At 48.4% G+C, this 24,589-nt stretch carries 25 protein-coding genes and 1 tRNA gene; 16 read left to right on the top strand and 10 right to left on the bottom strand.

The annotated features are described in order from the left end of the window. The 3 genes from JRI46_07250 to JRI46_07260 form a co-directional block, all read right to left on the bottom strand. Window positions 1-2,375: hypothetical protein (locus JRI46_07250; GenBank protein ID MBW2039375.1), on the bottom strand; the 2,375-nt coding region annotated here is incomplete at its 3' end. A gap of 28 nt (window positions 2,376-2,403) precedes the next feature. Then, complete coding sequence (locus JRI46_07255) at window positions 2,404-3,327, bottom strand: hypothetical protein (GenBank protein MBW2039376.1); 924 nt, start codon at window positions 3,325-3,327, stop codon at window positions 2,404-2,406. Between the two features lie 2 nt (window positions 3,328-3,329). Then, a complete protein-coding gene (locus tag JRI46_07260; GenBank protein ID MBW2039377.1) occupies window positions 3,330-4,061 on the bottom strand; it encodes a DUF72 domain-containing protein in 732 nt (243 codons plus the stop codon). 170 nt (window positions 4,062-4,231) lie between these two features. Here JRI46_07260 and JRI46_07265 point away from each other — a divergent pair, with 170 nt between their 5' ends. The 7 genes from JRI46_07265 to JRI46_07295 all read left to right on the top strand — a co-directional run bounded on the left by JRI46_07265 (window position 4,232) and on the right by JRI46_07295 (window position 10,198). Further along, on the top strand, window positions 4,232-4,888 hold the full coding sequence (locus tag JRI46_07265) for an MBL fold metallo-hydrolase (GenBank protein MBW2039378.1): 657 nt from the start codon (window positions 4,232-4,234) through the stop codon (window positions 4,886-4,888). A 7-nt stretch (window positions 4,889-4,895) separates the two neighbouring features. After that, window positions 4,896-5,414, top strand: a complete 519-nt coding sequence (gene hpt, locus JRI46_07270; GenBank protein ID MBW2039379.1) for a hypoxanthine phosphoribosyltransferase — start codon at window positions 4,896-4,898, stop codon at window positions 5,412-5,414. Window positions 5,415-5,554: 140 nt separating this feature from the next. Continuing rightward, on the top strand, window positions 5,555-7,366 hold the full coding sequence (locus JRI46_07275; protein ID MBW2039380.1) for an ABC transporter substrate-binding protein: 1,812 nt from the start codon (window positions 5,555-5,557) through the stop codon (window positions 7,364-7,366). Next, the gene (gene nfi, locus JRI46_07280; GenBank protein ID MBW2039381.1) at window positions 7,363-8,046 is read left to right on the top strand and encodes a deoxyribonuclease V; all 684 of its coding nucleotides are present in this window, start codon (window positions 7,363-7,365) and stop codon (window positions 8,044-8,046) included. The genes JRI46_07275 and nfi overlap by 4 nt, the downstream gene beginning before the upstream one ends. 213 nt (window positions 8,047-8,259) lie before the next feature. Beyond that, window positions 8,260-8,688 (top strand): 50S ribosomal protein L13, encoded by a 429-nt coding sequence (rplM, locus tag JRI46_07285; GenBank protein MBW2039382.1) that lies wholly within the window; start codon window positions 8,260-8,262, stop codon window positions 8,686-8,688. A gap of 22 nt (window positions 8,689-8,710) precedes the next feature. After that, window positions 8,711-9,103: a 30S ribosomal protein S9 gene (gene rpsI, locus JRI46_07290; GenBank protein MBW2039383.1), complete on the top strand. Its 393-nt coding sequence runs from the start codon at window positions 8,711-8,713 to the stop codon at window positions 9,101-9,103. 60 nt (window positions 9,104-9,163) lie between these two features. Then, on the top strand, window positions 9,164-10,198 hold the full coding sequence (locus tag JRI46_07295) for an N-acetyl-gamma-glutamyl-phosphate reductase (GenBank protein MBW2039384.1): 1,035 nt from the start codon (window positions 9,164-9,166) through the stop codon (window positions 10,196-10,198). A 28-nt stretch (window positions 10,199-10,226) separates the two neighbouring features. Here JRI46_07295 and JRI46_07300 read toward each other — a convergent pair whose 3' ends face one another. Further along, entirely contained in the window at window positions 10,227-11,708 is a 1,482-nt protein-coding gene (locus JRI46_07300; GenBank protein MBW2039385.1) for a M48 family metalloprotease, read from the bottom strand. 176 nt (window positions 11,709-11,884) lie between these two features. Between JRI46_07300 and JRI46_07305 the strand changes: the two genes are divergently transcribed. The 7 genes from JRI46_07305 to rfbB all read left to right on the top strand — a co-directional run bounded on the left by JRI46_07305 (window position 11,885) and on the right by rfbB (window position 19,140). Further along, window positions 11,885-12,652, top strand: coding sequence for a 3',5'-cyclic-nucleotide phosphodiesterase (locus JRI46_07305; protein MBW2039386.1), 768 nt, complete (start codon window positions 11,885-11,887; stop codon window positions 12,650-12,652). Window positions 12,653-12,664: 12 nt separating this feature from the next. Continuing rightward, window positions 12,665-13,495: an acetyl-CoA carboxylase carboxyltransferase subunit beta gene (locus JRI46_07310; protein ID MBW2039387.1), complete on the top strand. Its 831-nt coding sequence runs from the start codon at window positions 12,665-12,667 to the stop codon at window positions 13,493-13,495. A gap of 78 nt (window positions 13,496-13,573) precedes the next feature. Next, window positions 13,574-14,806: a bifunctional folylpolyglutamate synthase/dihydrofolate synthase gene (locus tag JRI46_07315; protein ID MBW2039388.1), complete on the top strand. Its 1,233-nt coding sequence runs from the start codon at window positions 13,574-13,576 to the stop codon at window positions 14,804-14,806. Then, complete coding sequence (locus JRI46_07320) at window positions 14,803-16,917, top strand: LPS-assembly protein LptD (GenBank protein MBW2039389.1); 2,115 nt, start codon at window positions 14,803-14,805, stop codon at window positions 16,915-16,917. Before JRI46_07315 ends, JRI46_07320 begins: the two co-directional genes overlap by 4 nt. A gap of 12 nt (window positions 16,918-16,929) precedes the next feature. Further along, complete coding sequence (locus JRI46_07325; GenBank protein MBW2039390.1) at window positions 16,930-17,661, top strand: NTP transferase domain-containing protein; 732 nt, start codon at window positions 16,930-16,932, stop codon at window positions 17,659-17,661. An 8-nt stretch (window positions 17,662-17,669) separates the two neighbouring features. Then, window positions 17,670-18,125, top strand: coding sequence for a dTDP-4-dehydrorhamnose 3,5-epimerase family protein (locus JRI46_07330; protein MBW2039391.1), 456 nt, complete (start codon window positions 17,670-17,672; stop codon window positions 18,123-18,125). Then, window positions 18,118-19,140: a dTDP-glucose 4,6-dehydratase gene (gene rfbB / locus JRI46_07335; protein MBW2039392.1), complete on the top strand. Its 1,023-nt coding sequence runs from the start codon at window positions 18,118-18,120 to the stop codon at window positions 19,138-19,140. The genes JRI46_07330 and rfbB overlap by 8 nt, the downstream gene beginning before the upstream one ends. Window positions 19,141-19,250: 110 nt before the next feature. On the opposite strand, the gene JRI46_07340 is transcribed toward rfbB, so the two are convergent. The 3 genes from JRI46_07340 to JRI46_07350 form a co-directional block, all read right to left on the bottom strand. Further along, the gene (locus JRI46_07340; protein MBW2039393.1) at window positions 19,251-19,517 is read right to left on the bottom strand and encodes a hypothetical protein; all 267 of its coding nucleotides are present in this window, start codon (window positions 19,515-19,517) and stop codon (window positions 19,251-19,253) included. A gap of 374 nt (window positions 19,518-19,891) precedes the next feature. Further along, window positions 19,892-19,967 (bottom strand) — tRNA-Gly (locus JRI46_07345). Window positions 19,968-20,295: 328 nt separating this feature from the next. Next, the gene (locus JRI46_07350; protein MBW2039394.1) at window positions 20,296-20,583 is read right to left on the bottom strand and encodes a PxxKW family cysteine-rich protein; all 288 of its coding nucleotides are present in this window, start codon (window positions 20,581-20,583) and stop codon (window positions 20,296-20,298) included. Between the two features lie 203 nt (window positions 20,584-20,786). Between JRI46_07350 and JRI46_07355 the strand changes: the two genes are divergently transcribed. Further along, entirely contained in the window at window positions 20,787-22,037 is a 1,251-nt protein-coding gene (locus JRI46_07355; protein MBW2039395.1) for a YihY family inner membrane protein, read from the top strand. 5 nt (window positions 22,038-22,042) lie between these two features. On the opposite strand, the gene JRI46_07360 is transcribed toward JRI46_07355, so the two are convergent. After that, window positions 22,043-22,285, bottom strand: a complete 243-nt coding sequence (locus JRI46_07360; GenBank protein MBW2039396.1) for a hypothetical protein — start codon at window positions 22,283-22,285, stop codon at window positions 22,043-22,045. A 134-nt stretch (window positions 22,286-22,419) separates the two neighbouring features. Here JRI46_07360 and JRI46_07365 point away from each other — a divergent pair, with 134 nt between their 5' ends. Beyond that, complete coding sequence (locus JRI46_07365; protein MBW2039397.1) at window positions 22,420-23,139, top strand: RNA methyltransferase; 720 nt, start codon at window positions 22,420-22,422, stop codon at window positions 23,137-23,139. 256 nt (window positions 23,140-23,395) lie between these two features. Here the strand turns inward: JRI46_07365 and JRI46_07370 are convergent, their stop codons facing one another. Together JRI46_07370 and JRI46_07375 are read right to left on the bottom strand one after the other, a co-directional pair. Next, complete coding sequence (locus JRI46_07370; protein ID MBW2039398.1) at window positions 23,396-23,965, bottom strand: DUF445 family protein; 570 nt, start codon at window positions 23,963-23,965, stop codon at window positions 23,396-23,398. 49 nt (window positions 23,966-24,014) lie between these two features. Further along, window positions 24,015-24,494, bottom strand: coding sequence for a hypothetical protein (locus tag JRI46_07375; protein ID MBW2039399.1), 480 nt, complete (start codon window positions 24,492-24,494; stop codon window positions 24,015-24,017). Between the last annotated feature and the right edge of the window lie 95 nt (window positions 24,495-24,589).

Genomic DNA, 24,589 nt, shown 5'->3' on the forward strand with positions numbered 1-24,589 from the left:
GCTATGATGTCAAAATTACCCACCCTGAATACTGCTCTATTATTTGAAGTATCTACATCCTCTTTCGCATAGACATCTACTACCACTTTCACATGTTTACTGAACATGAACTCTTTATTGGTTAATTTTTTATAATAAAGTCTTACCAATTTTGTGCTCCCCGCATGGATTGACTCATCTTTGGTGGAAAGAATCTTGGTGATTGCTTCTTTTTTCCCATCTGGACCTGTCTTTATCCATGAAGCGGAAAATCTAATCTTGAAACTAGTATTTTTGTCTCCCCTGTTGTGTACTTTTGCACCGAGATAGTCGCTTGCTATAAAGCTTTTTTTATTTAAAAAAAGGTCCTTATTTCCAATTACTAAATCAACACCTTTAACCGTTGCCCCTCCTGCAATTGGTTGCTCTTGAGGTATCCCCCTTTCCTTTACCTGAATTCCGATCATCGCGTTATGAAAATCTGTGCTCTCATCCGCCTCCTTTATTTTATTTTCAGGATCAACAATACAATATATATCTGTATAGATATAAGGGGATTTGTGGACAGGCCAAATAATGGATGTTTTTTTGCTTCCTCTTTTTTCAAAATTCATTTTTTTAATGGCAATTTTTTCGAGTTTTGGCGGTCCTGCCCATTGGCCTGTGTTGTAGTAAAAACCTACTTCTACATCCTTAATAGGTTTGCTGCCCCAGTATTCTACCTCAGCTTTAATGGTGATACTCTGACCCTCCACATATGAAGTTTGCCGTGGGGAAATAGATAAATTCCTCAAGCTCAACTGGGGAAGCCTCGGCGGGTTTACTTGTATATAGGATGTATTTCGGTTGTTGTTCTCGTTTGTCTCTGTGATTTTATTATTTGGGTCTATTACCTGTTGTACTTCCACCACCCATACGCTGGCCGCAGGCAAGTGATAGGGCCTATTTATGGGAGGGGTGTTGAAGGACAGCTTTTTAGTTTCTCCGCTTTTAAGAGTTGGTATTATTTTCGTTTCTCCCCATCCTAATGAGGTTATTTCCACCCTGACTGCCACATTCTCTGCTGTCTGCCTGCGGTTGTATTGCCCTGTTCCCCCTTTGTTTATTACCTTGAAAGAAATCTGTGCTGATTCCCCATCTTCTATTTCCATGGAGATAGGCAGTCCGTCAAAAGCAAGATCAGGTGGTGGCGGAGTGTAGGACTTTACCCCGTAAGCTCTGTATTTTAAAAGATTTCCCCCCTTTTCCAGTCTAACATCTTGAGAGCCTTCCGGTATCCCCATTTGTTGGTAATGTTCCCTCAAATCCTCACCCCAGTCATGGTCAAATTCGTAAACTTGGTCATCCGGATCGACATGGACTGTTACATCAACTCTTTCCTGGGGGAAGATAAAATCAATCTCATAATGCCTTCTCTCATTGGGTTTTAAAGGGGGAACCGATCTATCAAACCTCTGATTAGCTATATCGATTTTTACAGTGCTATTTTGACTTTCAAGTGTTCCTCTATTTTCTATATCAAATTCTAGTCTTGCCAGTTTTCCAACCTCAGGTTTTGGCGCCTGCCAGGATCGGTCAGAGGTGACCGAACAGTTGCTTATAATGAAATCTGGATATCCAAGTCCATCTATAAGAAGACTCTCAAGATAGGCAATTATGGCATACATTGCAGAGCCCGTAACAGCACCGCTTGCACCTCCCTGGATATAAATCTTTATCTCATTCCACCCCTTTTTGGCATTAAAACCAAAAGAGAGTTTTTCTGTTTTTACGTTTTCAAAAGAGTTTTCTATCTGGTCTACAACTGTTAAAAACTCGTTAACCTCTTTAAAGTAATCAAGGAAATCCATAAGTTCAGTAATGGCTTTTATAGTCCTGTATGCTTCTGGCACTTCGACCATAGAAGAGGAGAGTTCCGCTATTTCATACGTTTTTTCTGCAATCCACCCGGGTGTTATACCACCTTCCATTTTTTTCTCATGGACTTTTTCGTTATTTACCCGCCATTTGAAAACAAACCCTGAGCACTCACCTATACCAAAACCGTGTATCCCCCCCATATATCTAATTTTTGCTGTTACTTTAAGGTACATTTTTTTAGGAACATAGAACTTAAACCATAGGCCTGCCTGTGATGTAGCCCCCCCAATCCATCCCGTCCCATAAACACCCATAAAGCCTGTGAAAGCGTTTGCCCTAGCAGTGGACTGAGCTATTAGTACATCAGCATGGAACTCGCTTGCTCCTCCCATTTCATTATAAGGGGGTTTGAATATCATATGCGGGGATGAAGGGGTTTGCGCTTGTAAAAGGGAAGGGCAGAAGAAGGAGAAAAATACCTGTATGATTATAATTTCCCTGAAAATTTTTTTACGCCATACATTTATAAACGCCATACCTCTTTCACATAATTTACTTAACATACTAAGGCCCCGTCCCGATACCTAAGATACGGATTTTGTTGTCAATTCCTTTTACTACAGCTACAAAGAAGGTATGTTGTCCTGACCTCATAATTCGTCTTTCCTCGTGGAGTTTTACTATAAGCCTTACCATATAAGTACGAATTCCCAATGTTTCTTCAGCATCTCCCTTGTTAGCGTCCCCTCTAGCTTCAAGCCTCCTTACATCAATTATGGTTAAGGTGTCAATATTCTCCTGCGCTTTCACCCATGAGTTATAATCTCTTCTTGGCAGGAATGCGACACCTGATCCGTCAGCATCGTAGAGAACGATTTTGCATTGCCCCAACATTTCATAGGCCTTACGGTATTGCTTATTGGCAATAGCTTTATAATATTGGATAATAGCTTCCCTATACTCATCTTGTCCTTCATATATTACAAGGTCACTCAGTGCTGATGTCCCTTTTATAGTAAAGTAATTATCGCTTACGTCAAAAATATCTCTATTTTGCGCATCATGGATCACTATTCTCATGTTTTCAGCTTTAAGTATACCAAAACCTGTTACGAAGCCAACGGGAATTGTCCAAGAGAACCTTCCCCTTTTGGCATCTATTTTACCCCCCTCTCCCAAGTGTCCCTTGTCTTTCCCTCCCATAGCAACTGAAATATATACTTTATCTACTCCACGTGATTTCCACTTTATTTCATATGTTTTCCCTTCTATCCAAATTTCTCCACCATTTGGGGTGATAAGTTTGATAAAAGGCTTTGCCTCCTTTCTTTCTAATGTCTTGTAATTTTCGATGAAGCTCTCACTACAGAAGGTTTTCTCTTTGTAGATTTGCCACCTTAAATTGCACCAATTAGTTGATGCCCAAAGGGGTCCACCAATGAGGAAAAATAAGGTGATATTTATTGTAATTGCTGAAAAAATTTTCATCTCTAAAAGTTAATGTAATCCCTTAGCTTTTTAGCGTTATCTATGGCAAATCCAAAGGCATCGTTGTTGAAATAGATATAGAGACCCCTTTCCTCCAGCCATCCCCTGATTTTGGATGCCCATTGCCTTAGCTCCTCGTCGGTATAACAGGAGTTTCCCAGGACCTCGCCGCTGTGGAATCGGAGGTACGTAAAGGGGGCTGTCATATGCTCCCCTCTTGGATAGGCAGGGGAGAGGGGGATGCAAAGAGCAAAACCATGAGAGGTAAGGATGTCGTAACAATCCTCCTGTAACCAGCTCTCGTGCCTGAACTCAAAGGCATGTCTTGTTTCGGGGTATTCGTCTTTTAACAGGTCGCAGAATTCCACAAGCCTGCCTTTATTGTACTTGAGATTAGGGGGAAGCTGCCAGAGGACAATGGCCAACTTCTCTCCGAGGCCCGAGGCGTTTTCTTTGTACACCCTTACAGGCTGGCGGCACTCCCTCATCCTCTTGATATGGGTGATAAACCTGCTCCCCTTGGCAGCAAAGACAAAATCAGCAGGGGTCTTCTTGTACCACCCTTCAAAGGTCTTCCTGGCGGGGAGGCGATAGAAGGTGACGTTTAACTCCACTGTGTCGAAGTGCTGGCAGTAAAACTCCAGCCAACGAGACTGAGGGAGGTCTGGAGGATAGAAGACGCCAGGCCAATGTTTGTAACTATATCCGCTGGTCCCTATAAACAACCTGCCCATTCTTATTTCTTACCCTCATATCTCCTCAAGGTCTTATTTGAACTTTACCAGAAAGGGGAAAAGATGTCACCCTTGCCCGGTTTCTCTTGACTTTATGGTGGTTAAGAATTTATACTTTTTACGGAGAATAGGGCTACATTTTTTAACTGCCTTTTTAAGGAGGAGAGGCTATGGAAGTAAAATGGTATGGACATTCCTCTTTTTTAATCACCACGGAGCAAGGGATAAAGATCATTACGGACCCTTATGAACCTGGTGCCTATGGAGGGGGCATCTCCTACGGACCTATCTCCGATGAGGCGGATATCGTCACGGTAAGCCATGATCATGCCGATCACAATTATGTGAAAGGTCTTCCTGGAAAGCCACAGGTGATCAAGGGGGGGGGTAGGCATGCGGCCAAGGGGATCACCTTCGAGGGATTTCCCACCTACCATGACGCCTCCAAGGGGTCCGAGAGGGGGGAGAATACCATCTTTACCTTTGTCGCGGACGGTATTAAGGTCTGCCATTTGGGAGACCTAGGGCATATCCTCAGCGATAAGGAGGTAAAGGAGATAGGGCAAGTGGATGTCCTCTTTATCCCCGTGGGGGGTTTCTATACCATCGACCCGGAGGAGGCGACCAAGGTAGCCGATCAGTTGAGGCCCAAGCTGATCATCCCCATGCACTTTAAGACGGAAAAGTGCAACTTCCCCATCGAGCCGATTGATACATTCCTCCAGGGAAAGAAGGAGGTAAGGAGGATATATAGTAGTGCCCTCTCCTTCAACAGGAAGGAGTTGAAAGATGGATTGGGCCTCGTGGTCTTAATCCCAGCCTTGTGATACCACCATGGGAGAAGAGCTAAAAATCCTCTTTTCTCAAAAAGAGATAGCGCAGACAGTGGCCCGGTTGGCCAGGGAGATATCTGCGGATTATGCGAATAAAAGAGTGGTGCTCATCGGGGTGTTAAAAGGGGCCTTCGTCTTTTTGGCCGATCTGGTCAGACAGTTGACCATACCTGTGGAGATCGACTTCATGAGGATAGCCAGCTACGGTTCGCAAAAGGAGTCCTCGGGTGAGATCAAAGTGACGAAAGAGGTGGAGGTCCCTCTGGAGGGAAAGGATGTCCTCATCATCGAGGACATCGTTGATACAGGGTTGAGCCTCAAATTCCTTGTGGATCATATCTATGCGCAAGGTCCATCCTCGCTGAAGATTTGTGCCTTAATAGACAAGAAGTCCAGGCGGGAGGTAGAGATTCAGGTGGACTATATCGGGTTTGAGATGGAAGAGGGATTCATCGTGGGCTATGGCATAGACTTTGATGAAAGGTATAGGTATTTGCCCGAGATATTTGTCGTAAATTAAAACCCTTCCTTTTCGACCAGGAGGACCAGGAGGTAATTTAATTCGTGTTGCGCAGGGTGGCTATATTATTTCTCCCCCTTTTCTTGCTCCCGCTCCTGTGGTCAGGGTGTGCGCCTAGGCCAAGTATAAGAGAAGATAGAGTGCGAGAGGAGGTCCCCGCCCTAGATACCACCAAAAGACTGTATGAAACTGCCCTGGATGAATACAAAAGAGGGGAGCGGGAAAAGGCGGCCAGGCACTTTCAGGAATTCATCATCCAACACCCCCGCACCTCCCTTACCGATGATGCCTTTTATTACATAGGGGAGACTTACCTCCAAACGGGAGAATACAGCGCCGCTGCCGCCCAGTTTGAAAGCCTCTTACGTAACTTCCCCTCCAGTCCTAAATATCAAGAGGCCCAATGGTCATTGGCCAACTGCTATTTCAAAATGGGCAGGTACAAAGAGGCCCTCAAGACCGCCCGTCGTCTCCTTCCATCTGTAGAAGATCGACCCCTTTGGAGGGGTCGACTCTTCATCTTCTTCGCAGATTGCCATGCTGCCATGCATGACCCTATGGCCGCCCTTTCATGGTACGCTCGCGCCTGGAGAGAACTACCACCTGCAGAGAGAAAGGGGGTAAGGGAACGGACAGTCACCCTCCTGGATCAAGATCTCCCTCCTGATAGATACAGGGAGATCGACATCATCTATCGTGGCACCTTTATATCTACCTATGCCAGATATAGGCTGGCCCAATTACATTTCCGTGATGGAGGGGTGGAAGAGGCCGCAGACGTGCTACGGGGGGCCTTAGAGGAGGCCTCTGGGGAGGAGTTTTATCCCTTATTGGAGGATCTTTGGAGGAAGATTCAAAGGGGCGTCAAGGAAGAGGTCGTCCTTGGCTGTATACTCCCCTTGCAAGGGAGAGCCAAGCCCTTCGGTATTAAGGCACTACAAGGGATACAATTAGCCATAGGGGCCTTTCAGACTCAGCAGTGGCCCTTTAAGGTAAGGTTGCTCATCTGGGACTCCCAAGGTGATCCGTCCCGGGCCAAAGAAGGGGTGAGGGCCTTGGCAAAGGAGGGGGTAATAGCTATTATCGGCCCCCTGCTCAGCAACACGGCCCTGGCCGCAGTTGAGGAGGCAGATACTCAAGGGGTACCCTTGATAACCTTGAGTCCCCTAAAGGGGATTGCGCAAAAGGGGAGGTATATTTTTCAGAATTCCCTCACCCATGCATCTCAGGTTAAGGCCTTAGTCAAATATGCCTTTGAGGAGCTTGGTATAGTTGCCTATGCTATCCTTTATCCAAGGAACCCCTATGGCCTTACCTTCAGGAAGCTCTTTCAGCAAGAGGTGGAAAGGTATGGGGGGGAGTTGGTCGTGGCAGCCTCCTATACCAATAAGCAAACGGATTTTGGCGATGTGATAAAGGGGATGGTAGAGTACCAACCAACGAAAGATCCGAAGGAAAAGCCAAGGCCCATTATCAACTTCGGGGCCATTTTTATACCGGATGATTTCAAAAAGATAAACCTTCTTGCACCTCAACTGGCCTACTATGATATAATGGATGTCCAACTATTGGGGACCAATGGATGGGATTCGCCCGAACTCGTACGCGGCAGTGGGAAATTTGTCGAAGGAGCCGTCTTTGTGGACGGCTTCTTTAAGGATAGTCCTCTTCCCTGGGTAAGGTATTTTGTGAGGGAGTTTGAGGGGATTTTTAACTTCTCTCCCACCCTGCTGGACGCCTTAGGTTTTGATTCCACCGAGGTTATTCTGAAGACCATCAGCAACAAGGAACTCTGGAGCCGCGAGGCCCTCCGCGAGGCCCTTTTGTCTTTAAGAGAATATGTCGGCGTATCTGGGCTCAAGGGCTTTAATCCAGATGGTGAAGGTACAGGAAGGCTCTTTCTCCTGACGGTGTCCCATGGGAGGATCCGTCAGATCTTATCAGCGGAATGAAGGACTTTCCCTCCCCCCACCCCTGGGATGTTACCCTTAAAGAGGCCGTTGAAATCCAAAACAAGCTCCGGGAATTATTGCACTTAAAATGGGATGATCCCCCTATCAGGCGGGTGGGGGGGATAGATGTCTCCTATGCCAGAAGAAGTAAGGAGGGGTATGCAGCGGTGGTGGTCATGAATTGGCCAAATTTAGAAGAGATAGATATGGTCTGGACGAGGAAGAATATCTCCTTTCCCTATATCCCGGGGCTTTTGACCTTCAGGGAGGCCCCTTTGTTATTACAGGCCTGGAAGAAATTGAAGTATTATCCTGACCTCATCTATGTAGATGGACAAGGGATAGCCCATCCCCGATCCATGGGCCTGGCTGCCCACTTGGGGGTACTCCTCAACATCCCCTCTATTGGTTGTGCCAAGACCCCCCTGGTGGGAGGATATCCAGTTGTGGGGGGCAAAAAGGGGGATTACGCCCCCCTTTTATATCAGGAAAAGAAAATAGGGGTGGCCTTAAGGACGCGGGTGGGGGTAAAGCCCCTCTATGTCTCCCCAGGTCATCGGATAGACCTAAGGACCTCTATCCATTGGGTGTTGCAGGCTTGCCGGGCTTATCGACTCCCCGAACCCCTGAGACAAGCCCATATCAGAGCAAACCAAGTCAGATTGACCATGGATCGTTAGGTCTTTCTTTCTCTTTTGGGTAGAAAGAGGACTCCCAGGATGATCCCGGTGATGATGATTAGGACGCAAAGGAGGGAGGTTAGTCGGCTATTCGCTTGTGCAGGTTACTCAGGGTGACCACGGGAGCACAACTCCGAGAGCTTTTGAGGTTGACAAAAGGGCTTCGATATATTAAATATTACATCTCCATATCCTAAAAGAGGGAATAAACAGATGAAGACCTTTCATGTGAGGAAAGGGGATGTCGGGAAAAGCTGGTATCTGATCGATGCTGAAGGCAAGGTCTTAGGGAGATTGGCCGCTGAAGTAGCGAAGATCTTACGTGGGAAACACAAACCGATATTCAGCCCCCATGTGGACACAGGGGATTTTATCATAGTGGTGAATGCTGAAAAGATTAAGCTTACAGGCAATAAACTGAAAGGGAAGATTTATTACCGCCACTCTGGCTATCCAGGGGGCATTAAGGCCATCACCGCCGAGAAGCTGCTGGCCAAAAAACCGGAGGAATTGATAAGAAAGGCGGTGAAGGGGATGTTGCCGAAGAATAGATTGGGGAGGAAGATCTTCAAAAAACTAAAGGTCTATCCTGGTCCTGATCATCCCCACGAGGCCCAGCAACCAGAACCCCTTGAGGTCTAAATAGTTATCTTAAGGAGAAGAAATGGATGAGGAGAGGTTTTACGCTACGGGAAAGAGGAAGACAGCAGTGGCCCGGGTTTGGTTGAGGCCTGGGGAGGGAAAGATTGAGGTAAATAAGAAGGCGTTGGATGATTATTTCCCCAGAGAGACCTTAAGAATAATCGTCTTGCAGCCTTTTGAATTGACCAATACCTTGGGGCAGTTCGATGTCTATGCCAATGTAAGGGGAGGGGGTGTCTCTGGACAGGCAGGGGCTGTCAGGCATGGTATCTCCAAGGCCCTGTTGTCATATAATGAGGATCTTAGGGATATATTGAAAGGGGCCGGTTTTATCACCCGCGATCCGCGGGTAAAAGAGAGGAAGAAATATGGGCAGAGGGGAGCCAGGGCCAGGTTCCAGTACTCCAAGAGATAGGTTGATCCTTTTAGGGGAGGTCAGCCTCCCCTTTTTAATTTTTTTGTTAAAGGGGGAACGGTGAAGGTAGGGATAGTAGGGGCTAGTGGCTATACAGGCCTGGAACTGGTGAGGATCTTGGCTGGACATCCAAAGGTCGAGATTTCCTCTTTGACCTCCGAAAGGTTCGCAGGTTTAGCCATAGATGAAGTATTCCCTTCCTTAAAGGGGTTTATTGATCTTCGACTTAGTGAGCTATCGGTCCAGGGGATAGCCCAAGAGGCGGACTTTCTCTTTACAGCCTTGCCCCATGGGACATCTATGGGGGTGGTGGAGGAATTTATCAAAAAGGGAAAGAGGGTTGTAGACCTAAGTGCCGATTTCAGGTTGAGGGATCAAGGTCTTTATGAAAGATGGTATGGGAAACACTCCTGTCCATATCTATTGCAGGAGGCAGTGTATGGACTGCCAGAGATCTACCGGGAGGAGATAAAAGGTGGGAGGCTGGTGGCCAATCCCGGGTGTTATCCAACAGGGGCAATCCTCGCCTTGGCCCCCCTCCTGGAGAAAGGGGCGATATCCACCTCAGGCATTGTGGTAGATGCCAAGTCAGGGGTGAGTGGGGCGGGGAGAAAACCCTCTTTGACAAATCTCTTTTGTGAGGTGGGGGAGGGATTGAAGGCCTACAGCGTGACCAAACATCGCCATACCCCAGAAATGGAGCAGGAGATCAGCCTCCGTGCAGGCGGAGCGGTCAATATCCTTTTTGTCCCCCATCTTATCCCCATAAATAGGGGGATACTTTCCACTATTTACGCCCGAGTGAAGGAAGGGCTTTCGACTGAGAAGGTCTGCGATTTGTATAGTAGGCGATATCAAAACGAACCCTTTATACGCCTATGTCCCCCAGCTACCTTTCCCTCCACCGTAGGTGTCAGGGGGTCCAATTATTGTGACCTGGGGGTGATGGTAGATGAGGACTCGGGTCAACTTATCGTTATCTCTGCAATAGACAACTTGGTAAAGGGTGCCTCTGGGCAGGCCGTACAAAACATGAACATTATGTGTGGATTCCCCGAGACCATGGGTTTGGAGCAGATCCCCATTTTCCCTTAAGGTTTCTCTGCGAAACCACTCATCCCAGCTATAAGGTTTTAGGAAGGAGGGGCTTTATCTTGATCAGCATTCCCACTGGTGGGCCTTTCAACTCGTCCATCCCATTAAATCGCTTTATATCCTCAGCATACTTGGCTGTCCGGTAGAATTTCCTAGAGATAGAGGCGAAGGTATCCCCCCTCCTTACCATATACACCTTCAACCTGTGCAGGGGTATCTTCGCCGCCTCCTGAGGGGAAAGGGAACGAAAGCTGAAGATCACTTTATTAAACGTCCTCCGTACCCTGGCAAATTCATGCAAACGGGATATATTGGCCATAACAAATCCCATTTTCCCCCTGGTCAGATAGGCGATACGCAGTCCCAGCCAGTCCCCCCCTTCTGATTGGGCCCTGTAATCGACAAGATAGGCCCTTTTCCCATCGATGGTGATCCGTGTCACGTCCAAGCGTTGCAGGCCTGAATCCTTTTCCACCATGGCGGCCAATTGGGAGGGGGTGAGTTCCTCTTTCAACTCTATGGGTATGGCCTGAGAGAGGTATCTTTTGGAAGGATCCTGTGCCAATACTGAGCCCGCTGTATCCCCCCTTTGGACCCTCCACCCTATCGGCATCTTTACCCGAAATCGAAAATATCTGTTCTTATAAACAACCCCCTCTATTGCGCCATCCCTTTCCCCAGGGCCAAAGACGAGTCCCCCAAGATGAGAGATGTAGCGGTTATGGTCCACTATCAGGTCTGCAGTCTTTCCCTTTGTCAGCTCCTGGGCATAGGCCTTGGTCTTCTCTATCCGATTGGGGGTGGGAGGGTGGGAGGCGAACAGCTGCTCTATAAGGTTAGGGGTGTTCTTTTCCATCCTCTCTAAGATTTTGAAGAACTCCGCTATCTCCATGGGGTTGTACCCTGCATTGTACATATATAATGTCCCCAGTTGATCCGCTTGATATTCATCCTTTCTGCTGTAGCCCTGAAGGATGGTGGTAAGGAGGAGATTGGTTCCCAATATCAGACCTCTTGATTCTGTGGCCACTGCCACCCCCAGGATGATGAACTGGGCCCCAATGGCCTTCTGGTATCTCTTGACCCCATGTCTTGCGGCCACATGACCGGACTCATGACCCAAGATTCCGGCAAGTTGGGCCTCGTTATTGAGATAGGCCAGCAATCCCCTGTTTATGTAGATGTATCCCCCAGGCAAGGCGAAGGCGTTGATAACGGCGGAATCCACCACCATATAATGATGTGGCATATTGTTCCTGTGAGAGACTCTTGCTATTTTTTGTCCCACCTGATCGATATATCTCTGTAGAGATGGGTCTTCATATCTACCAAACTGTATCAGAACGGCTTCGTGGCCATCCTTCCCCATTTTGATCTCATCTTGATCGCTGAAGAGCATAATCTCCCTCTTTTGGGTAACTGGGTTGACGGCACAGCCGATCATAAAGAGGAAGATAATTATAAAACTGCAAGTCTTTTTCATGGCAAAGACATCCCCTTCATTTGTCAATTTATTAGACCCCTGCAAGCCCTTATTTTTTATATCATAAAGTTCATGAGATTGTCCAATTCTCCTCGGCTAGATCTCGAACGTTTTTGTTTTGGTAGAAATTTGTTGACATATCCACTAATTTTGTTATTTTTTATTTTCATCAAGAAGTAAAGGCCCTTAAAGGGAGAAATTTTATGCGAATAAAAGTCTTAGGTTGTTATGGTACTGAATTCCTTCAATATAAAAGCTGTGGTTTCTTGATAGACAATTCTGTTATGTTAGATGCAGGCACCATTGTATCTCCCTTGAACTTGGAAGGGCAAAGGGGGATTAGGGATATATTCATTACCCATTCCCATCTCGATCATATAAAGGATATCTTCTTTTTGGCCAACAACCTCTTTGAAGAAAAGGGAAGAAGGATAAAGATATATAGCACGGAAGGGATACTGAATGAGCTTAGGAGACACTTCATAAATGGGGTCATATGCCCTGATTTTACCTCCATTTCCCCAAAAGGGGGCCTTGTTCTCAGCTTTGAGGCGATAAGGGAGGGGAAACTCTGTCCCTTGCCCCAGGGGCTAAGCTTCAGGGCGGAAAGGGTCGATCATAAAGTAGAGGCAGTCGGCTATATAATAAGATGTGATCATGGTCACGTCGTCTACACCGGGGACACAGGGCCAACAGAGCATATATGGAAGGTCTGTAATAAATTAGGAAACTTGTTGGCCATCTTCATAGAATGTTCCTTCCCGAATGAGCTCCAGGAGTTGGCAAACCTCTCTGGTCATCTCACCCCCCAGACCATGGCCAAGGAGCTGGAGAAGCTGAAGGAGAAGGATTACCCCGTTTTTGTCTTCCACATGAAGCCCCAATACCTTGAGACCATCAAGGAGGAGATCAGCGCCCTGCATGATGGGAGGATCTCTATCCTGACACAGGAAGAGGAAATCGACCTCTGAAGGGGAGGGTAAATGGCGTGGTTTAAGAAGAAGGAGGCCGCTCCTGAGGAGGGGAAGGCAGTAGATGCCTTATGGTCTAAGTGCAATGTCTGCAATGAAATTATCTACAAGAAGGAGCTTGAGCGCAACCTCAACGTTTGTCCCAAATGCAGCTATCACTTTCCCATCTCTGCACAGAAGAGGCTCGCCATCGTGGCTGACAAGGGTAGTTTCAGGGAGTTGGACCGAGGGTTGGCCCCGATAGATCCCATTCACTTCCGAGACCGAAAGAGATATTCTGAAAGGCTGAAGGATGCACAGAGACAAACGGGTTTGAAGGATGCCTTCATCACCGGGAGAGTGAAGATCAATGAGTCCCCAGCAATGATAGGGGTCTTTGACTTTGGCTTTTTGGGGGGAAGCCTGGGCTCAGTGGCAGGGGAGAAGATTGCCAGGATGGTTGAGAAGGCCGTGGAGGAAAGGGTAGGGGTGGTAATTTTCACCTCCTCTGGAGGGGCGAGGATGCAGGAGGGGATCCTTTCCCTCATGCAGATGGCCAAGACCAGTGCCGCCCTATCCCTATTAAGAAAGGAGAGATTGCCATATATCTCTATCCTAACAGATCCCACCACTGGCGGAGTTACCGCTAGCTTTGGGATGTTGGGGGATATAATTGTGGCCGAGCCAGGGGCCTTGATAGGATTCGCCGGTCCTCGTGTCATCAAGGAGACCATCAAAACCGACCTCCCACCTGGGTTTCAAAGGGCGGAGTACCTCCTCAAACATGGGATGATAGATCTCATTGTAGAGCGAGGGAAGTTAAAAGAGGTATTAGGAAAGTTATTAAAACTCTTTTACCACTGAGGATAGCCACCCCTAATCCAACCCTCCATGAATTATCAGGAGACACTGGCATATCTTTATGGCCTGGAGAGATTCGGGATGGTCTTCGGCTTGGAGAACATCTCCAGTCTCTTACAGGCCCTGGGGGATCCCCACAGAGGTTTGAAGGTAATCCATGTTGGGGGGACCAATGGAAAGGGGTCGGTAAGCGCCATGATGGCCTCTATCTTACAGGAGGAGGGATACAAGGTGGGTCTTTATACCTCCCCTCACCTTGTAGACTTTACCGAAAGGATCCAAATAAACAGAGCCGAGATATCCTGGGAAGAGGTGGTGAGGCTAACGGATTTGCTGCGCAGCAGGGTCGAAGAGGAGGGCATCCCCCAACGATTTACCTTCTTTGATTTCACCACCGCCTTGGCCATCTATTACTTTTCCCAACAGGAGGTAGATTTGTGCATCTTGGAGGTAGGGCTGGGGGGGAGATTGGACTCCACCAATATAGCTAACCCCCTTATCGCGGTGATCACCAATGTGGAGAGAGATCATTTTCAAATCCTTGGGGAGAGGATTGAGGATATCGCGAGAGAGAAGGCAGGGATTGTGAAAAATGGGGTTCCCCTGATAAGTGGGGCCACCCAGCCAGAGGTCATACAGGTCCTGGAGGAGGAATGCAAGAAGAAAAAGGCCCCAATGAGATTGGCAAGCAGGGATTTTTTGGGGGAAAGGGTTGCTCCCAGGACCCTCAACTTCCGCGGTCGCAGATGGAGATCAGAGGGAGTAAAGTTAGGGGTAGCAGGCTCTTATCAGATCGACAACGCCACAGTGGCCCTGGGTGCCTTAGAGGTGTTAGAAAAGATGGGATATGGGGTACGTAAGAAATCAGTCTATGAAGGTCTGGGAAAGATCCGTTGGCCAGGGAGGTTGGAACTCGTCCAAAGGTCACCCCAGATCCTCCTCGATGGTGCTCACAACTCTGCCGCAGCCAGGTCGTTGCGGAAGGCCCTGCAGGAAGAGTTTGACTATGGCCACCTCTTTATGGTAGTGGGGATCATGGAGGACAAAGAAGTTCCCACCATCTTGGCGGAATTGGCCCCTTTAGCAGATCTGCTGGTTGCCTCTAGGCCCCACAATCCCCGTGCGATGTCCCCCCAAAGGATAGCCGAAATTGCCCAAACCTATTGTAAGGAGGTAAAGGTGATTGAGGAGGTAGAGGAGGCAGTGGGGTATTTGCGAGAGGTGGCCCAGAAGGATGACTTGATCTTGGCTACTGGCTCCTTATTTACGGTGGGGGAGGCGAGAAACTACCTTGCGAGCAAGGGACAGACATGAAAGAGTTCCCCTTTCACCCCTTTGTCTTGCTGGCCTTCATCCTCATCATCTTCTCCTTTTCTCTGGTACCTCAGAAGACCATCGGATTCGAACCCCGCTTTAGGGCTGAGGGACCCATCCAAATGGAGGCGGACAGGCTCACGTACGATCAAAAGGGGGGCTTTATCTCTATGGAGGGGGAGGTGGAGATAGTTCACAAGGGTGCCTCGGTGCGGGCCGATAAGGTAATATTTTATACTGAGACTAAAGATGTGGTGGCTGAGGGAAGGGTGGTCTTGAAGGAAGGGGAGGACGTCCTGCGCTGCGATCGACTGGAGTTTAATATAGAAACGAAGAAGGGAATGGTATATGAGGGCAGGATCTTCCTCAAGAAAAAGAACTTTCACATCACCGGTAGCAGGGCCGAGAAGTTAGGGGAGATGCAATATCGAGTATATGATGCTACCCTGACCTCCTGTGATGAGAAGGTACCCTCCTGGAAGTTCTCGGCAAAGCGATTGGATGTGGAGGTCGAGGGTTGGGCCAAAGGGTGGTGGCCCGGTTTCCACGTGAAGAATGTCCCCGTCCTCTATTTCCCCTGGGCCATCTTTCCGGTAAAGAGGGAGAGGCAGAGTGGTTTCCTTTTTCCCGAATTTAGCAACTCAAGCAAATGGGGACCTGAGATCACAATCCCTTTTTACTGGGCCATCGCACCCAACCAAGATGCCACCTTTTATCTACAGCGCATCGGAGATTCCAGGGGGAGGGGCTTTAAAGAGGGGGCCGAGTACAGATATGCCCTAAGCAGGAGGACCCAAGGCAAGATAAAGGGTTTTTACATCTGGGATGAACGGGAGGATGATTCCCGCTGGTCCATCTTCTTTGACCATGACCAGAGATCTCCCGAGGGATATTACCTGAAGGCGGATGTAAACTGGGTAAGCGACAAGGAATATCCTGTCGATTTCGATGAGGACATCCCGGGTGAGGCCCTGATAGATGTCAGGTCGAGCAACCAATTGGAATCCAACCTCTCCCTCGGCAAAAATTGGAAATGGGGGACGCTGGGGGCGGAATTCTCCTACTTCCGGGACCTCACAGTACACAGTAACCGCTCTACCATGCAGAGGCTTCCCCAGGCAACCTTTCAGATCTTCCAAGACCAGTTTCCTCGCACCCCCCTCTTCTATGAGTTGGAGGCCCAAGGTACCCATTTCTGGCGCCAGGAAGGGATAAGGGGGGGGAGGATAGATATCTATCCTAAGATCTCAGTTCCTTTAAGGCCCTTTGATATCTTGCGGTTTGAGCCATGGGTAGGCTACAGGGAGACCATCTACTTTCCCGATAATGACCCGGAAGGGAGGAAAGACGAGGTCACCAGCCGTGAGATATACGATGTAGGGGCAACACTTGCCACCACCATCAGTAAGCTATATTCATTAAAAGGGCGAAGAGTCAAAAAGCTGAGGCATCTCATAGAGCCTGAAATAGTTTACACCTATATTCCTAAGGTGGATCAGACGGACAACCCCTATTTTGACGACCTGGACTATATCCCCCGTGAAAATACGGTTACCTGGAACCTTACCAACCGCCTGATAGGCAAGGTGGTGGATGAAAAGGGGGGGGTTACTTACCCTGAGTACCTCTACTTGAAGTTTTATCAAAGCTATGATTTTTTCCCCCATCTTACTTCTGAGGAACGCCTCTCTAATCTGGGGGCAGAAATGAGATTTGCACCCTTTACGTGGTTATCTGGAACGATGGATGCAGAGTACAACCACCATCATAGCCGTCTGGACCTCTTCAATGCGGGTGTCAACATCGCCGATAAAAGGGGAGATTGTCTAGGGGTGGAGTACAGGTTCAGCAAAGACGAGGTGGAAGAACTCAATGCGGAGCTCTTGGTTCATGTCATAAAACCCCTTGATCTTTTCTTCTCGTATCGGCATAATCTCCTCGATGATGTCAGGATAGAGACGGTCTATGGCCTTGATTACCATCACCAATGTTGGGAGATATCCCTTAGACTGTGTGATATAAACCGTTCTCCTGATGAATTGAGGGACAACGAGCTGAAGGTGATGGTCTATGTCACCCTATCGGGGATAGGGAGGACTAAGATCCAATAAGGAGGTTTGGGGATGAAGGGGGTCATTTTGGCCGGTGGTTTGGGTACGCGCATGTATCCCTTGACCAAGATCACCAACAAACACCTCTTGCCAGTATACAACAAACCGATGATCTACTATCCCCTGCAGACCCTCATCAATGCCGGTATAGAGGACATCCTCATTGTCACTGGAGGAAACAATGCCGGGGACTTCCTGAGGCTTTTGGGCAATGGGAATGAATTCGGGCTCAAACATATCAACTATACCTATCAGGAGGGAGAAGGGGGGATCGCGGCAGCCCTCAGCCTAGCTGAGTTCTTTGCGGCTAAGGATAAGATCTGCGTTATCCTGGGGGACAACGTCATTGAAAAAAACATCAGGAGGGCTGTAGAGATCTTTGGGCGACAAAAGGAGGGGGCCAAGATCATGATAAAGGAGGTCCTTGATCCCCAGAGGTTTGGCGTACCTGTCTTAGAGGGGGATAAGATAGTCAAAATAGAAGAAAAGCCCAAGGTCCCCAAGTCAAAATACTCGGTAACGGGGATCTACATGTACGACAATACAGTATTTGACATCATCAAGACCCTTAAGCCCTCGGGTAGGGGGGAGCTGGAGATAACCGACGTGAACAACGCCTATATCGAGAGGGGCCAGTTGACCTGGGAGATCTTGGATGGTTGGTGGACGGATGCGGGGACCTTCGACTCCCTGCTGAGGGCCAGCCAACTGGTGGCCGAGACAGGGGCCAACAAATTGGATTGAGGATGGTCATGATCGCCGGGGTAAAGGTTGAGAGGCTTAAGGTCATCCCTGACGAGAGGGGTAGACTGATGGAGATCTTGCGCAGTGATGACGAGATCTTTAATAAATTTGGCCAGGTCTATATGACCACCACCTATCCCAATGTGGTCAAGGCATGGCACTACCATAAGATCCAAACCGATAATGTGGCGGTGGTGAAGGGGATGCTTAAACTGGTCCTCTATGATCAGCGGGAGGGCTCACCCACCAAAGGGGAGATAAACGAGTTCTTTATTGGCGAGCACAACCCCATCCTGGTGCAGATCCCCAAAGAGGTCTATCATGGGTGGATGTGCATCAGTGAGACAGAGGCAATAGTGATCAACATCCCCACCGAGGTCTACAACAGGGAAGAACCTGACGAGCACCGCATCCATCCCCACGACAATGACATCCCTTATGAGTGGGCGAGAAAAGATGGCTGAGGAAAAGACCATCCTGGTAACCGGTGGATGTGGCTTTATCGGAAGCAATTTCATCCACTACATGGTAGAGAAATATCAGAGCTATCGAATCATCAATCTGGACAAATTGACCTATTGTGGCAACTTGGACAACCTCTGCGAACTAATCCATCATCCCCATTATACCTTTATCAAAGGAGACATCGCGGACAGGGAGAAGGTGAGGAGGATCCTCCAGAAGGAGAGGGTCGATGTTATAGTAAACTTTGCCGCTGAATCCCATGTGGACAGGAGCATCGAGGACCCCGATCTGTTTTTGCGGACCAATATCTTGGGAACGCAGGTCTTATTGGAGGGGGCGCAGGAGATGGAAGTCCCCCTCTTTATCCAGATATCCACGGACGAGGTATATGGCTCCCTGGGGCCCACCGGTCTTTTTCGCGAGACAACCTACCTGAGGCCCAACAGCCCCTATGCGGCGAGCAAGGCCGCTGCCGATCTCTTGGTCAGGGCCTATATTAAGACCTACGGTATGGCTGCCATCATCACCCGTTGCTCAAACAACTACGGGCCATATCAATTTCCGGAAAAGCTGATCCCTCTGATGATCAGCAATGCCCTGGAGGACAAAGAACTCCCGATCTACGGTGATGGGTTAAACGTCAGGGACTGGATATATGTAGAGGATCACTGCCGGGCCATAGACCTCATACTCCATAACGGCAGCAGCGGCGAGATATACAATATCGGCGCAGCCTGCGAGCGGACCAATCTACAAGTTATTAGGACCATTTTGGAGACATTGAACAAACCAGAGTCCTTGATCCGCTTTGTCAAAGACCGGCCCGGGCATGACCGAAGGTACGCCATGAACTCCTCCAAATTGCAGGAGGAGCTGGGTTGGCAGCCGGAGGTAAGGTTTGAGGAGGGAATAAAACAAACTATAAATTGGTACATAGATCACCAAGATTGGTGGCAGAGGATAAAGACAGGGGAATATATGGAATATTATGAACGGATGTATGGGAATAGGTGAGATGAACCACTGAGCCTTTTTGCCGAAAGGCTGTCTCTTGGAAGGGTAGTCTATCCTATAGAACCTGATTCTTTCAGCCTTATCTCCGTGCACATCCCATGTTTACCCTGTCAATTCTGTTTGCTGAGTTTACTCTTTTTTACCCGTTTTTTTACTTCTGAACCTTTAAGTGCAAAAAAGAGTAATACCGTCACCCCTATAACGCCAATTGAACGTATTAGGGCAGTCCAAGGAGCTATTATGGGCTGTAACTGAGCAAGATCCGCAGTAGGCTTTGCGTGCGTACCTTGCACGATTACTAATTGGGGGGTTGTCAAAATAGCTATGACTAAGGCAATAGCCCCTAATACAAGAATGATCCTTTGGTAAATACTCATAAACACCCTCCTTTTTATCTATTTGTTTCGTAATAAGGTTAGAGTTATGTTGTTTGTTAGTTCTAGTTACGCCTAGAAGAATACGTATATCAAGCATTAGTTCAAAATGTAGCCATTGTCAAGCAAAACCTTGGGCAGCTATCCCTGATATTAGACCCCTTCCTTGGTTTATATGCCTCAAAAATCCTCCACATTTGCCATGAGAGGGCCTATATCGTTGGGGTCTAACCAACAAACTTGTGAAGAAATTGAGGAAAAATGGGGGGAAAGTTGATGATACGCGTACCTCATTCATACCCCAAATGTTGAATGAATAAGGCTTAGGATCTTATTCCTAAGCCTTTAAAAATGTTGATTTTATTTTTTGGCAAAATTGGAGCGGGCAACGGGATTCGAACCCGCGACCCCAAGCTTGGGAAGCTTGTGCTCTACCTACTGAGCTATGCCCGCTTATAAATAAAATAAATTATTCCCTCCTCCTTTGTCAATACCCAAACCCTCATGAGGGTTTGCCCTCAGCCAGCCATAAAAATACGCCTTCCCCAAACTTTTGTCTTCCTTTGAGGGGGTAAACCCCCTCAATCACCCCCAAAAAGAGGTATATTCTTTGTTTTGTGGGTTTCAGGGGGCATTGCCCCCTGAAGTAAGGCCGAAAAATACCGCAGGGTCGAGGCATTTTTAAGCTTTTCACCGTACCTTGACATTTTCACGGTGAAAATAATGGGGATCATCAGCTGATGATCCCCGCCTCTTCCCTTTGCATAGCCCCTCCTTTATGTTATCTGTGGATGTTATTCCTCTTGGAGGCCTTCAAGGGGTTGATCTTCCTTTCATTGTTCTTGTTCTGTTCCTTCTTAACATGGGTGGCTAGGGAGCAGGGGCTGTTGAGCCACTTCAGCCGAGGCTCGCTATAGGTATTGCAATAGAGACCAGTGGGATATTCAACCACGCGATCGCACCCTCGGCATTCCTCTACAATGGGATAGCATTTCCCTCCGTTGTAGGTACACCCATTCTTCCCCATGAAGATACACTCCGTCCCTGCCTTTACTGTTTGACAAACCATGGTTATCACCTCCCTTCCTTTGAGGATTAATTTTGGGGTCAGATCAAGGTCTGGCCCCATTTCCCACAAGCGAAAAAGGAAGAGTTTATGTAACAACTTTGGCTTTGATTGTCAAGGGAGATTTTGCGGCAGAGGCAAATTTATACTTTGGTGTTGACAATAGGGATAAAATGATCTATTTTTGGTTTTGTTTGAGAGGACTTATGAAAGTACCAACTCTCCAAGGGATTAAAAAGTCATTCAGATCTTTGGCCATATTGATATATGCCGTTCGTGAATTCATCAAGGACAACTGCCCTCGAGTGGCAGCGGCCTTGACCTATATCACCCTCCTTTCTTTCGTTCCCGTGGTGGCCATCTCCCTCTCCATGCTGTCCCGGTTTAAGACCTCTCAAGAGGCATTTTTGGGCTTTATCTTTCAATATCTCATCCCCACCCCTTCCTTACAGGAGACCATTATCACAAACATAAAAACATTTGCCCAGCAGACCACTACGTTGAGCATCTTCGGCGGTCTCTTTCTCATCATCACCGCCGTTTCTCTCTTGTATACCATAGAGGGGACCTTTAACCAGGTATGGGGGGTTACTGTGAGGCGCCCCTTCGTGAGCAAATTTACCGCTTTTTGGAGCGTGATCACCCTTTCCCCCATCTTGATCGCTGTAGCCTTGCTCCTATCCTTGAAGTTAAGCAAGGCCCCCTTAGTGGGGAGCATCTTAAAGATTGCTGTAATAAAGGGATCCATCCATTATTTTCTCCCCTTCTTTTTGACCTTTTTGGCCATCTTCATCATCTATCGCATCCTTCCTTATACGCGAGTAAAGGTAAGACCTGCCATAATAGGATCCCTGATAGCTACCTTCCTCTTTCAGGTGGCCCGCTGGGGGTTTGAGGTCTACATTACTGAGTTCGCCCACTTTGACAAGATATACGGGATGTTAGGGGTCCTGCCCATGTTCTTTATCTGGATCTATATATGTTGGCTGGTGATCCTCTTAGGCGGGGAGGTCACTTACAGCGTGCAAAACATAAGGTTAGAGACAAAGAGTGAAAAATTCACTGAGGACAATTACGATGCTTACCATGCCCTAAGGGTGATGATGGCCATCGGCCGCAGCTTCCTGAAGGGAGATGGAGCCACATCACTGGACGCGCTAGCTGAGAGATTGGGGATACCTTACAGTCTTTTGGTAGGCATTCTTAATCGTCTCAGAGAAAAAGGGGTTGTGCGCTCAGTGGATGAGGGCAAGGTGGTATACCTTCCGGCCAGGTCTCTGGACAGGATAACTATCCAAGAGGTGGTGGAGGGCGTCCAAGGCGACCCCTTCCGTTTCCCACCTCCTCCTTATCGTGGTCAGGATGAAAAGGCCATCCACCGCTTCTTCCAAGAGGCCCAAAAGGGGGTCCAGGATATTCTTAAGGGGATCACCATTGAGGTCTTGCTGACTTGCTGAAGGGATCAAAGGGATAGATGCCCCAGCAAGACCCTCCTCGGTTTCAAATCCTTCAGGAGGTTGAAAAGGGTCCTCTGCCGGGCCAAGAGATGCTTCCACCCTCCGATATGGACTGTATTACCTCTTGGATATTGCGTCAGGACCCTTTTTATCCTCTTTGCCATGATCCTATCCCTCTTTTTCCTTTCCTCGTCCATGGGGATAAACTGTTGACAGGGAGATCCCCTTCCATCGAGCAATAGATTCACAGCTCCAAACAGATATAACTTTTCACCCTAGTCAAGATGTCCATCTCAAGGGTATAATTGAAGAAGACCGGCTTTGGGAGGTAAAGGCATGGAGGTAAAGAGGTCTGGCTGGTGGACCACGGGAGAGAGCAAAGGTGCAACTTGAGAACATCAGGATAGTTTTGGTCCATCCTCAAGGCATGATGAATATCGGCTCTGTCGCTAGGGCAATAAAGAATATGGGCCTAAAGGAGTTGGCCTTGGTGGATCCGGCTGGTTCTCCGCTGCACCCTGATGCCCGCGTGATGGCCGTGCGGGCGCAGGATATCCTAGAAGATGCCCTAATCTTTTCCCATTTGGCGGATGCCATTGCCGATTGTACCTGGGTGATCGGGACCACTAGGCGGAGAGGAAAAGGAAGGGAGGGATTGATTGATCCGAGGCAGATGGCGGGGGAGATAATAGAAATAGCCCCACAGAACAGGGTGGCCGTGGTCTTCGGCCCAGAGGACAAGGGTCTCTCCAACAGGGATCTTGATCTATGTCAGCGTTTGGTGACCATCCCTGCCCATGAGGAGTTTGGTTCCCTGAACTTGGCCCAGGCCGTTGTGGTCACCTGTTATGAGATCTACATGGCCGCCCATCACAAGGAGGCCTTCCCACGGCCCCACAGGCTGGCTACCTCCGAGGAACTAGAGGGGATGTACGGGCATATGGAGGAGGCCCTTCTGCGCATAGGTTTTCTAGATGAGAAAAACCCCAAACGGATGATGGCGGTGCTGAGGAGGATCTTCAGCAGGGCAAAGCTCAACTCCAGAGAGGTCAAGATCCTCCGAGGGATCTGCCGGCAGGTAAACTGGTATAGCAGACGCTAATCCCCACCCTCCAGGAAGATAGAGGCGGTCAGTGGATAGCTATTCAGTGCGCATGCTCGTGTATCTCTTGCTCATGATCGGGATGATCGTGCTCATGGGTCGGCAACCCTCCCTCAGGATGGGGTTTATCATGTTACCATTTTTTTAAATTATCTTTTTAAGGGAAATGGCGCCTACTTTAAATTTAAGGGAAAATAAAGGGGCTGTCAATCTTTTATGCTGGCTTGCCCATTAACCTGTTGTCAACCTTTGTCCCTTAAAGCCTCACCACCACCTGCACCATCCCGATGATCCCCCCCAGGATGCCACCGAAGTAGGTGATATATTTCAACTCCTTCTTGGAGACCTTGAGGATCACCTCCTCTACCTTTCGGGGGTGGAAGTCATTGAGGATCCGCTTATAGATGAACTCCTCCATCTTCCCCCCCACTGCCTCGGCCTCCAGTCGCTTGATGATCCGTTCCACGGCCTTGTTTACGCTTCTCTGGAGATATTCATTGTCCAAGAGGGTGGTCAGCGGCCTGAGGACCAGTGACCTCTGTACCCTCTTTTTGACCTCCTCGGTCAGCACCTCTCCAAGCTTCATCTCCTTCAAAATATTTTTGATATCGGCCCCGCTTAGAAAGTGGTCTCTGATGGCCCTGGAGACCTCCTGGGCCAACCTTTCGATGCGGGCGGGGATCAGGCCCGGAGTGAAGGGGATCCTAAAACGCCAAATCCGCTTCTCTTCATAAGGGTGAAAGAGCATCCAGATGGCGATGGTGTTGGTGAGCCAACCGATCAAGGCGCCGATAAAGGGATAAAAGAGGATGTAGAAGGACTTCATGAAACTCTCTTGAGGATATGGATGAGGTATAAGGAAAGTATAGAGCTCATCAGAGCATCCAGTCAAAGTGCTTTATAAATCTGTTGGTGAGGATGAAGTACCTTTCCACGATGACCTCAGCCAGGAAACGGCGCAACCTATGGAGATAGGCCTTGGTGGACTCCACCTCCTCTTCATCCTCCAAAAACTCCGGCCTAAAACCTCCGATAAAGATACTTCCGGGTTCAGGCGTGGCTTCCATTCTCTTCGTTTCCCCTTCCTTAATCCGGATGAACCTCTCCAGCTCTTCCACCGAAGCGAAAAATGGCTCCCACAAGCCTGCCCGTTTCACCACCCTCCCCAACTCCCTAACCAGGGCCTCTTCTTCCTCTGGAAAGCCCTCTAGTTCCCACCCGAGCCTCTTTCTCAGGGGGAGACTTTGACGGACGGGCGGCCATTCTAAGATCCGTCTTATGATGGCGGACAGAGGGACCCCTTCACCTTGAAGGTCTCGCAATACCGCTGCACCAAAGGAGATTTCCTCCCGCATCTTCTATCCCTTTCGCACCTATTGCTTACTAAACCTCATAAGGGTTTAATCTTACCCAGCCCATGAAAATACCATTTCCCAAAGAGGGATTCAAG

Source organism: Deltaproteobacteria bacterium (genome assembly GCA_019308925.1).
GTDB lineage: Bacteria > Desulfobacterota > B13-G15 > B13-G15 > RBG-16-54-18 > JAFDHG01.

Excerpts from the sequence above, each read along its gene's own strand:
- JRI46_07255 (MBW2039376.1), bottom strand. The coding sequence starts at position 3,327 with ATGAAAATTTTTTCAGCAATTACAATAAATATCACCTTATTTTTCCTC.
- JRI46_07260 (MBW2039377.1), bottom strand. The coding sequence starts at position 4,061 with ATGGGCAGGTTGTTTATAGGGACCAGCGGATATAGTTACAAACATTGG.
- JRI46_07265 (MBW2039378.1), top strand. The coding sequence starts at position 4,232 with ATGGAAGTAAAATGGTATGGACATTCCTCTTTTTTAATCACCACGGAG.
- hpt (MBW2039379.1), top strand. The coding sequence starts at position 4,896 with ATGGGAGAAGAGCTAAAAATCCTCTTTTCTCAAAAAGAGATAGCGCAG.
- nfi (MBW2039381.1), top strand. The coding sequence starts at position 7,363 with ATGAAGGACTTTCCCTCCCCCCACCCCTGGGATGTTACCCTTAAAGAG.
- rplM (MBW2039382.1), top strand. The coding sequence starts at position 8,260 with ATGAAGACCTTTCATGTGAGGAAAGGGGATGTCGGGAAAAGCTGGTAT.
- rpsI (MBW2039383.1), top strand. The coding sequence starts at position 8,711 with ATGGATGAGGAGAGGTTTTACGCTACGGGAAAGAGGAAGACAGCAGTG.
- JRI46_07305 (MBW2039386.1), top strand. The coding sequence starts at position 11,885 with ATGCGAATAAAAGTCTTAGGTTGTTATGGTACTGAATTCCTTCAATAT.
- JRI46_07310 (MBW2039387.1), top strand. The coding sequence starts at position 12,665 with ATGGCGTGGTTTAAGAAGAAGGAGGCCGCTCCTGAGGAGGGGAAGGCA.
- JRI46_07315 (MBW2039388.1), top strand. The coding sequence starts at position 13,574 with ATGGTCTTCGGCTTGGAGAACATCTCCAGTCTCTTACAGGCCCTGGGG.
- JRI46_07320 (MBW2039389.1), top strand. The coding sequence starts at position 14,803 with ATGAAAGAGTTCCCCTTTCACCCCTTTGTCTTGCTGGCCTTCATCCTC.
- JRI46_07325 (MBW2039390.1), top strand. The coding sequence starts at position 16,930 with ATGAAGGGGGTCATTTTGGCCGGTGGTTTGGGTACGCGCATGTATCCC.
- JRI46_07330 (MBW2039391.1), top strand. The coding sequence starts at position 17,670 with ATGATCGCCGGGGTAAAGGTTGAGAGGCTTAAGGTCATCCCTGACGAG.
- rfbB (MBW2039392.1), top strand. The coding sequence starts at position 18,118 with ATGGCTGAGGAAAAGACCATCCTGGTAACCGGTGGATGTGGCTTTATC.
- JRI46_07340 (MBW2039393.1), bottom strand. The coding sequence starts at position 19,517 with ATGAGTATTTACCAAAGGATCATTCTTGTATTAGGGGCTATTGCCTTA.
- JRI46_07350 (MBW2039394.1), bottom strand. The coding sequence starts at position 20,583 with ATGGTTTGTCAAACAGTAAAGGCAGGGACGGAGTGTATCTTCATGGGG.
- JRI46_07355 (MBW2039395.1), top strand. The coding sequence starts at position 20,787 with ATGAAAGTACCAACTCTCCAAGGGATTAAAAAGTCATTCAGATCTTTG.
- JRI46_07370 (MBW2039398.1), bottom strand. The coding sequence starts at position 23,965 with ATGAAGTCCTTCTACATCCTCTTTTATCCCTTTATCGGCGCCTTGATC.
- JRI46_07375 (MBW2039399.1), bottom strand. The coding sequence starts at position 24,494 with ATGCGGGAGGAAATCTCCTTTGGTGCAGCGGTATTGCGAGACCTTCAA.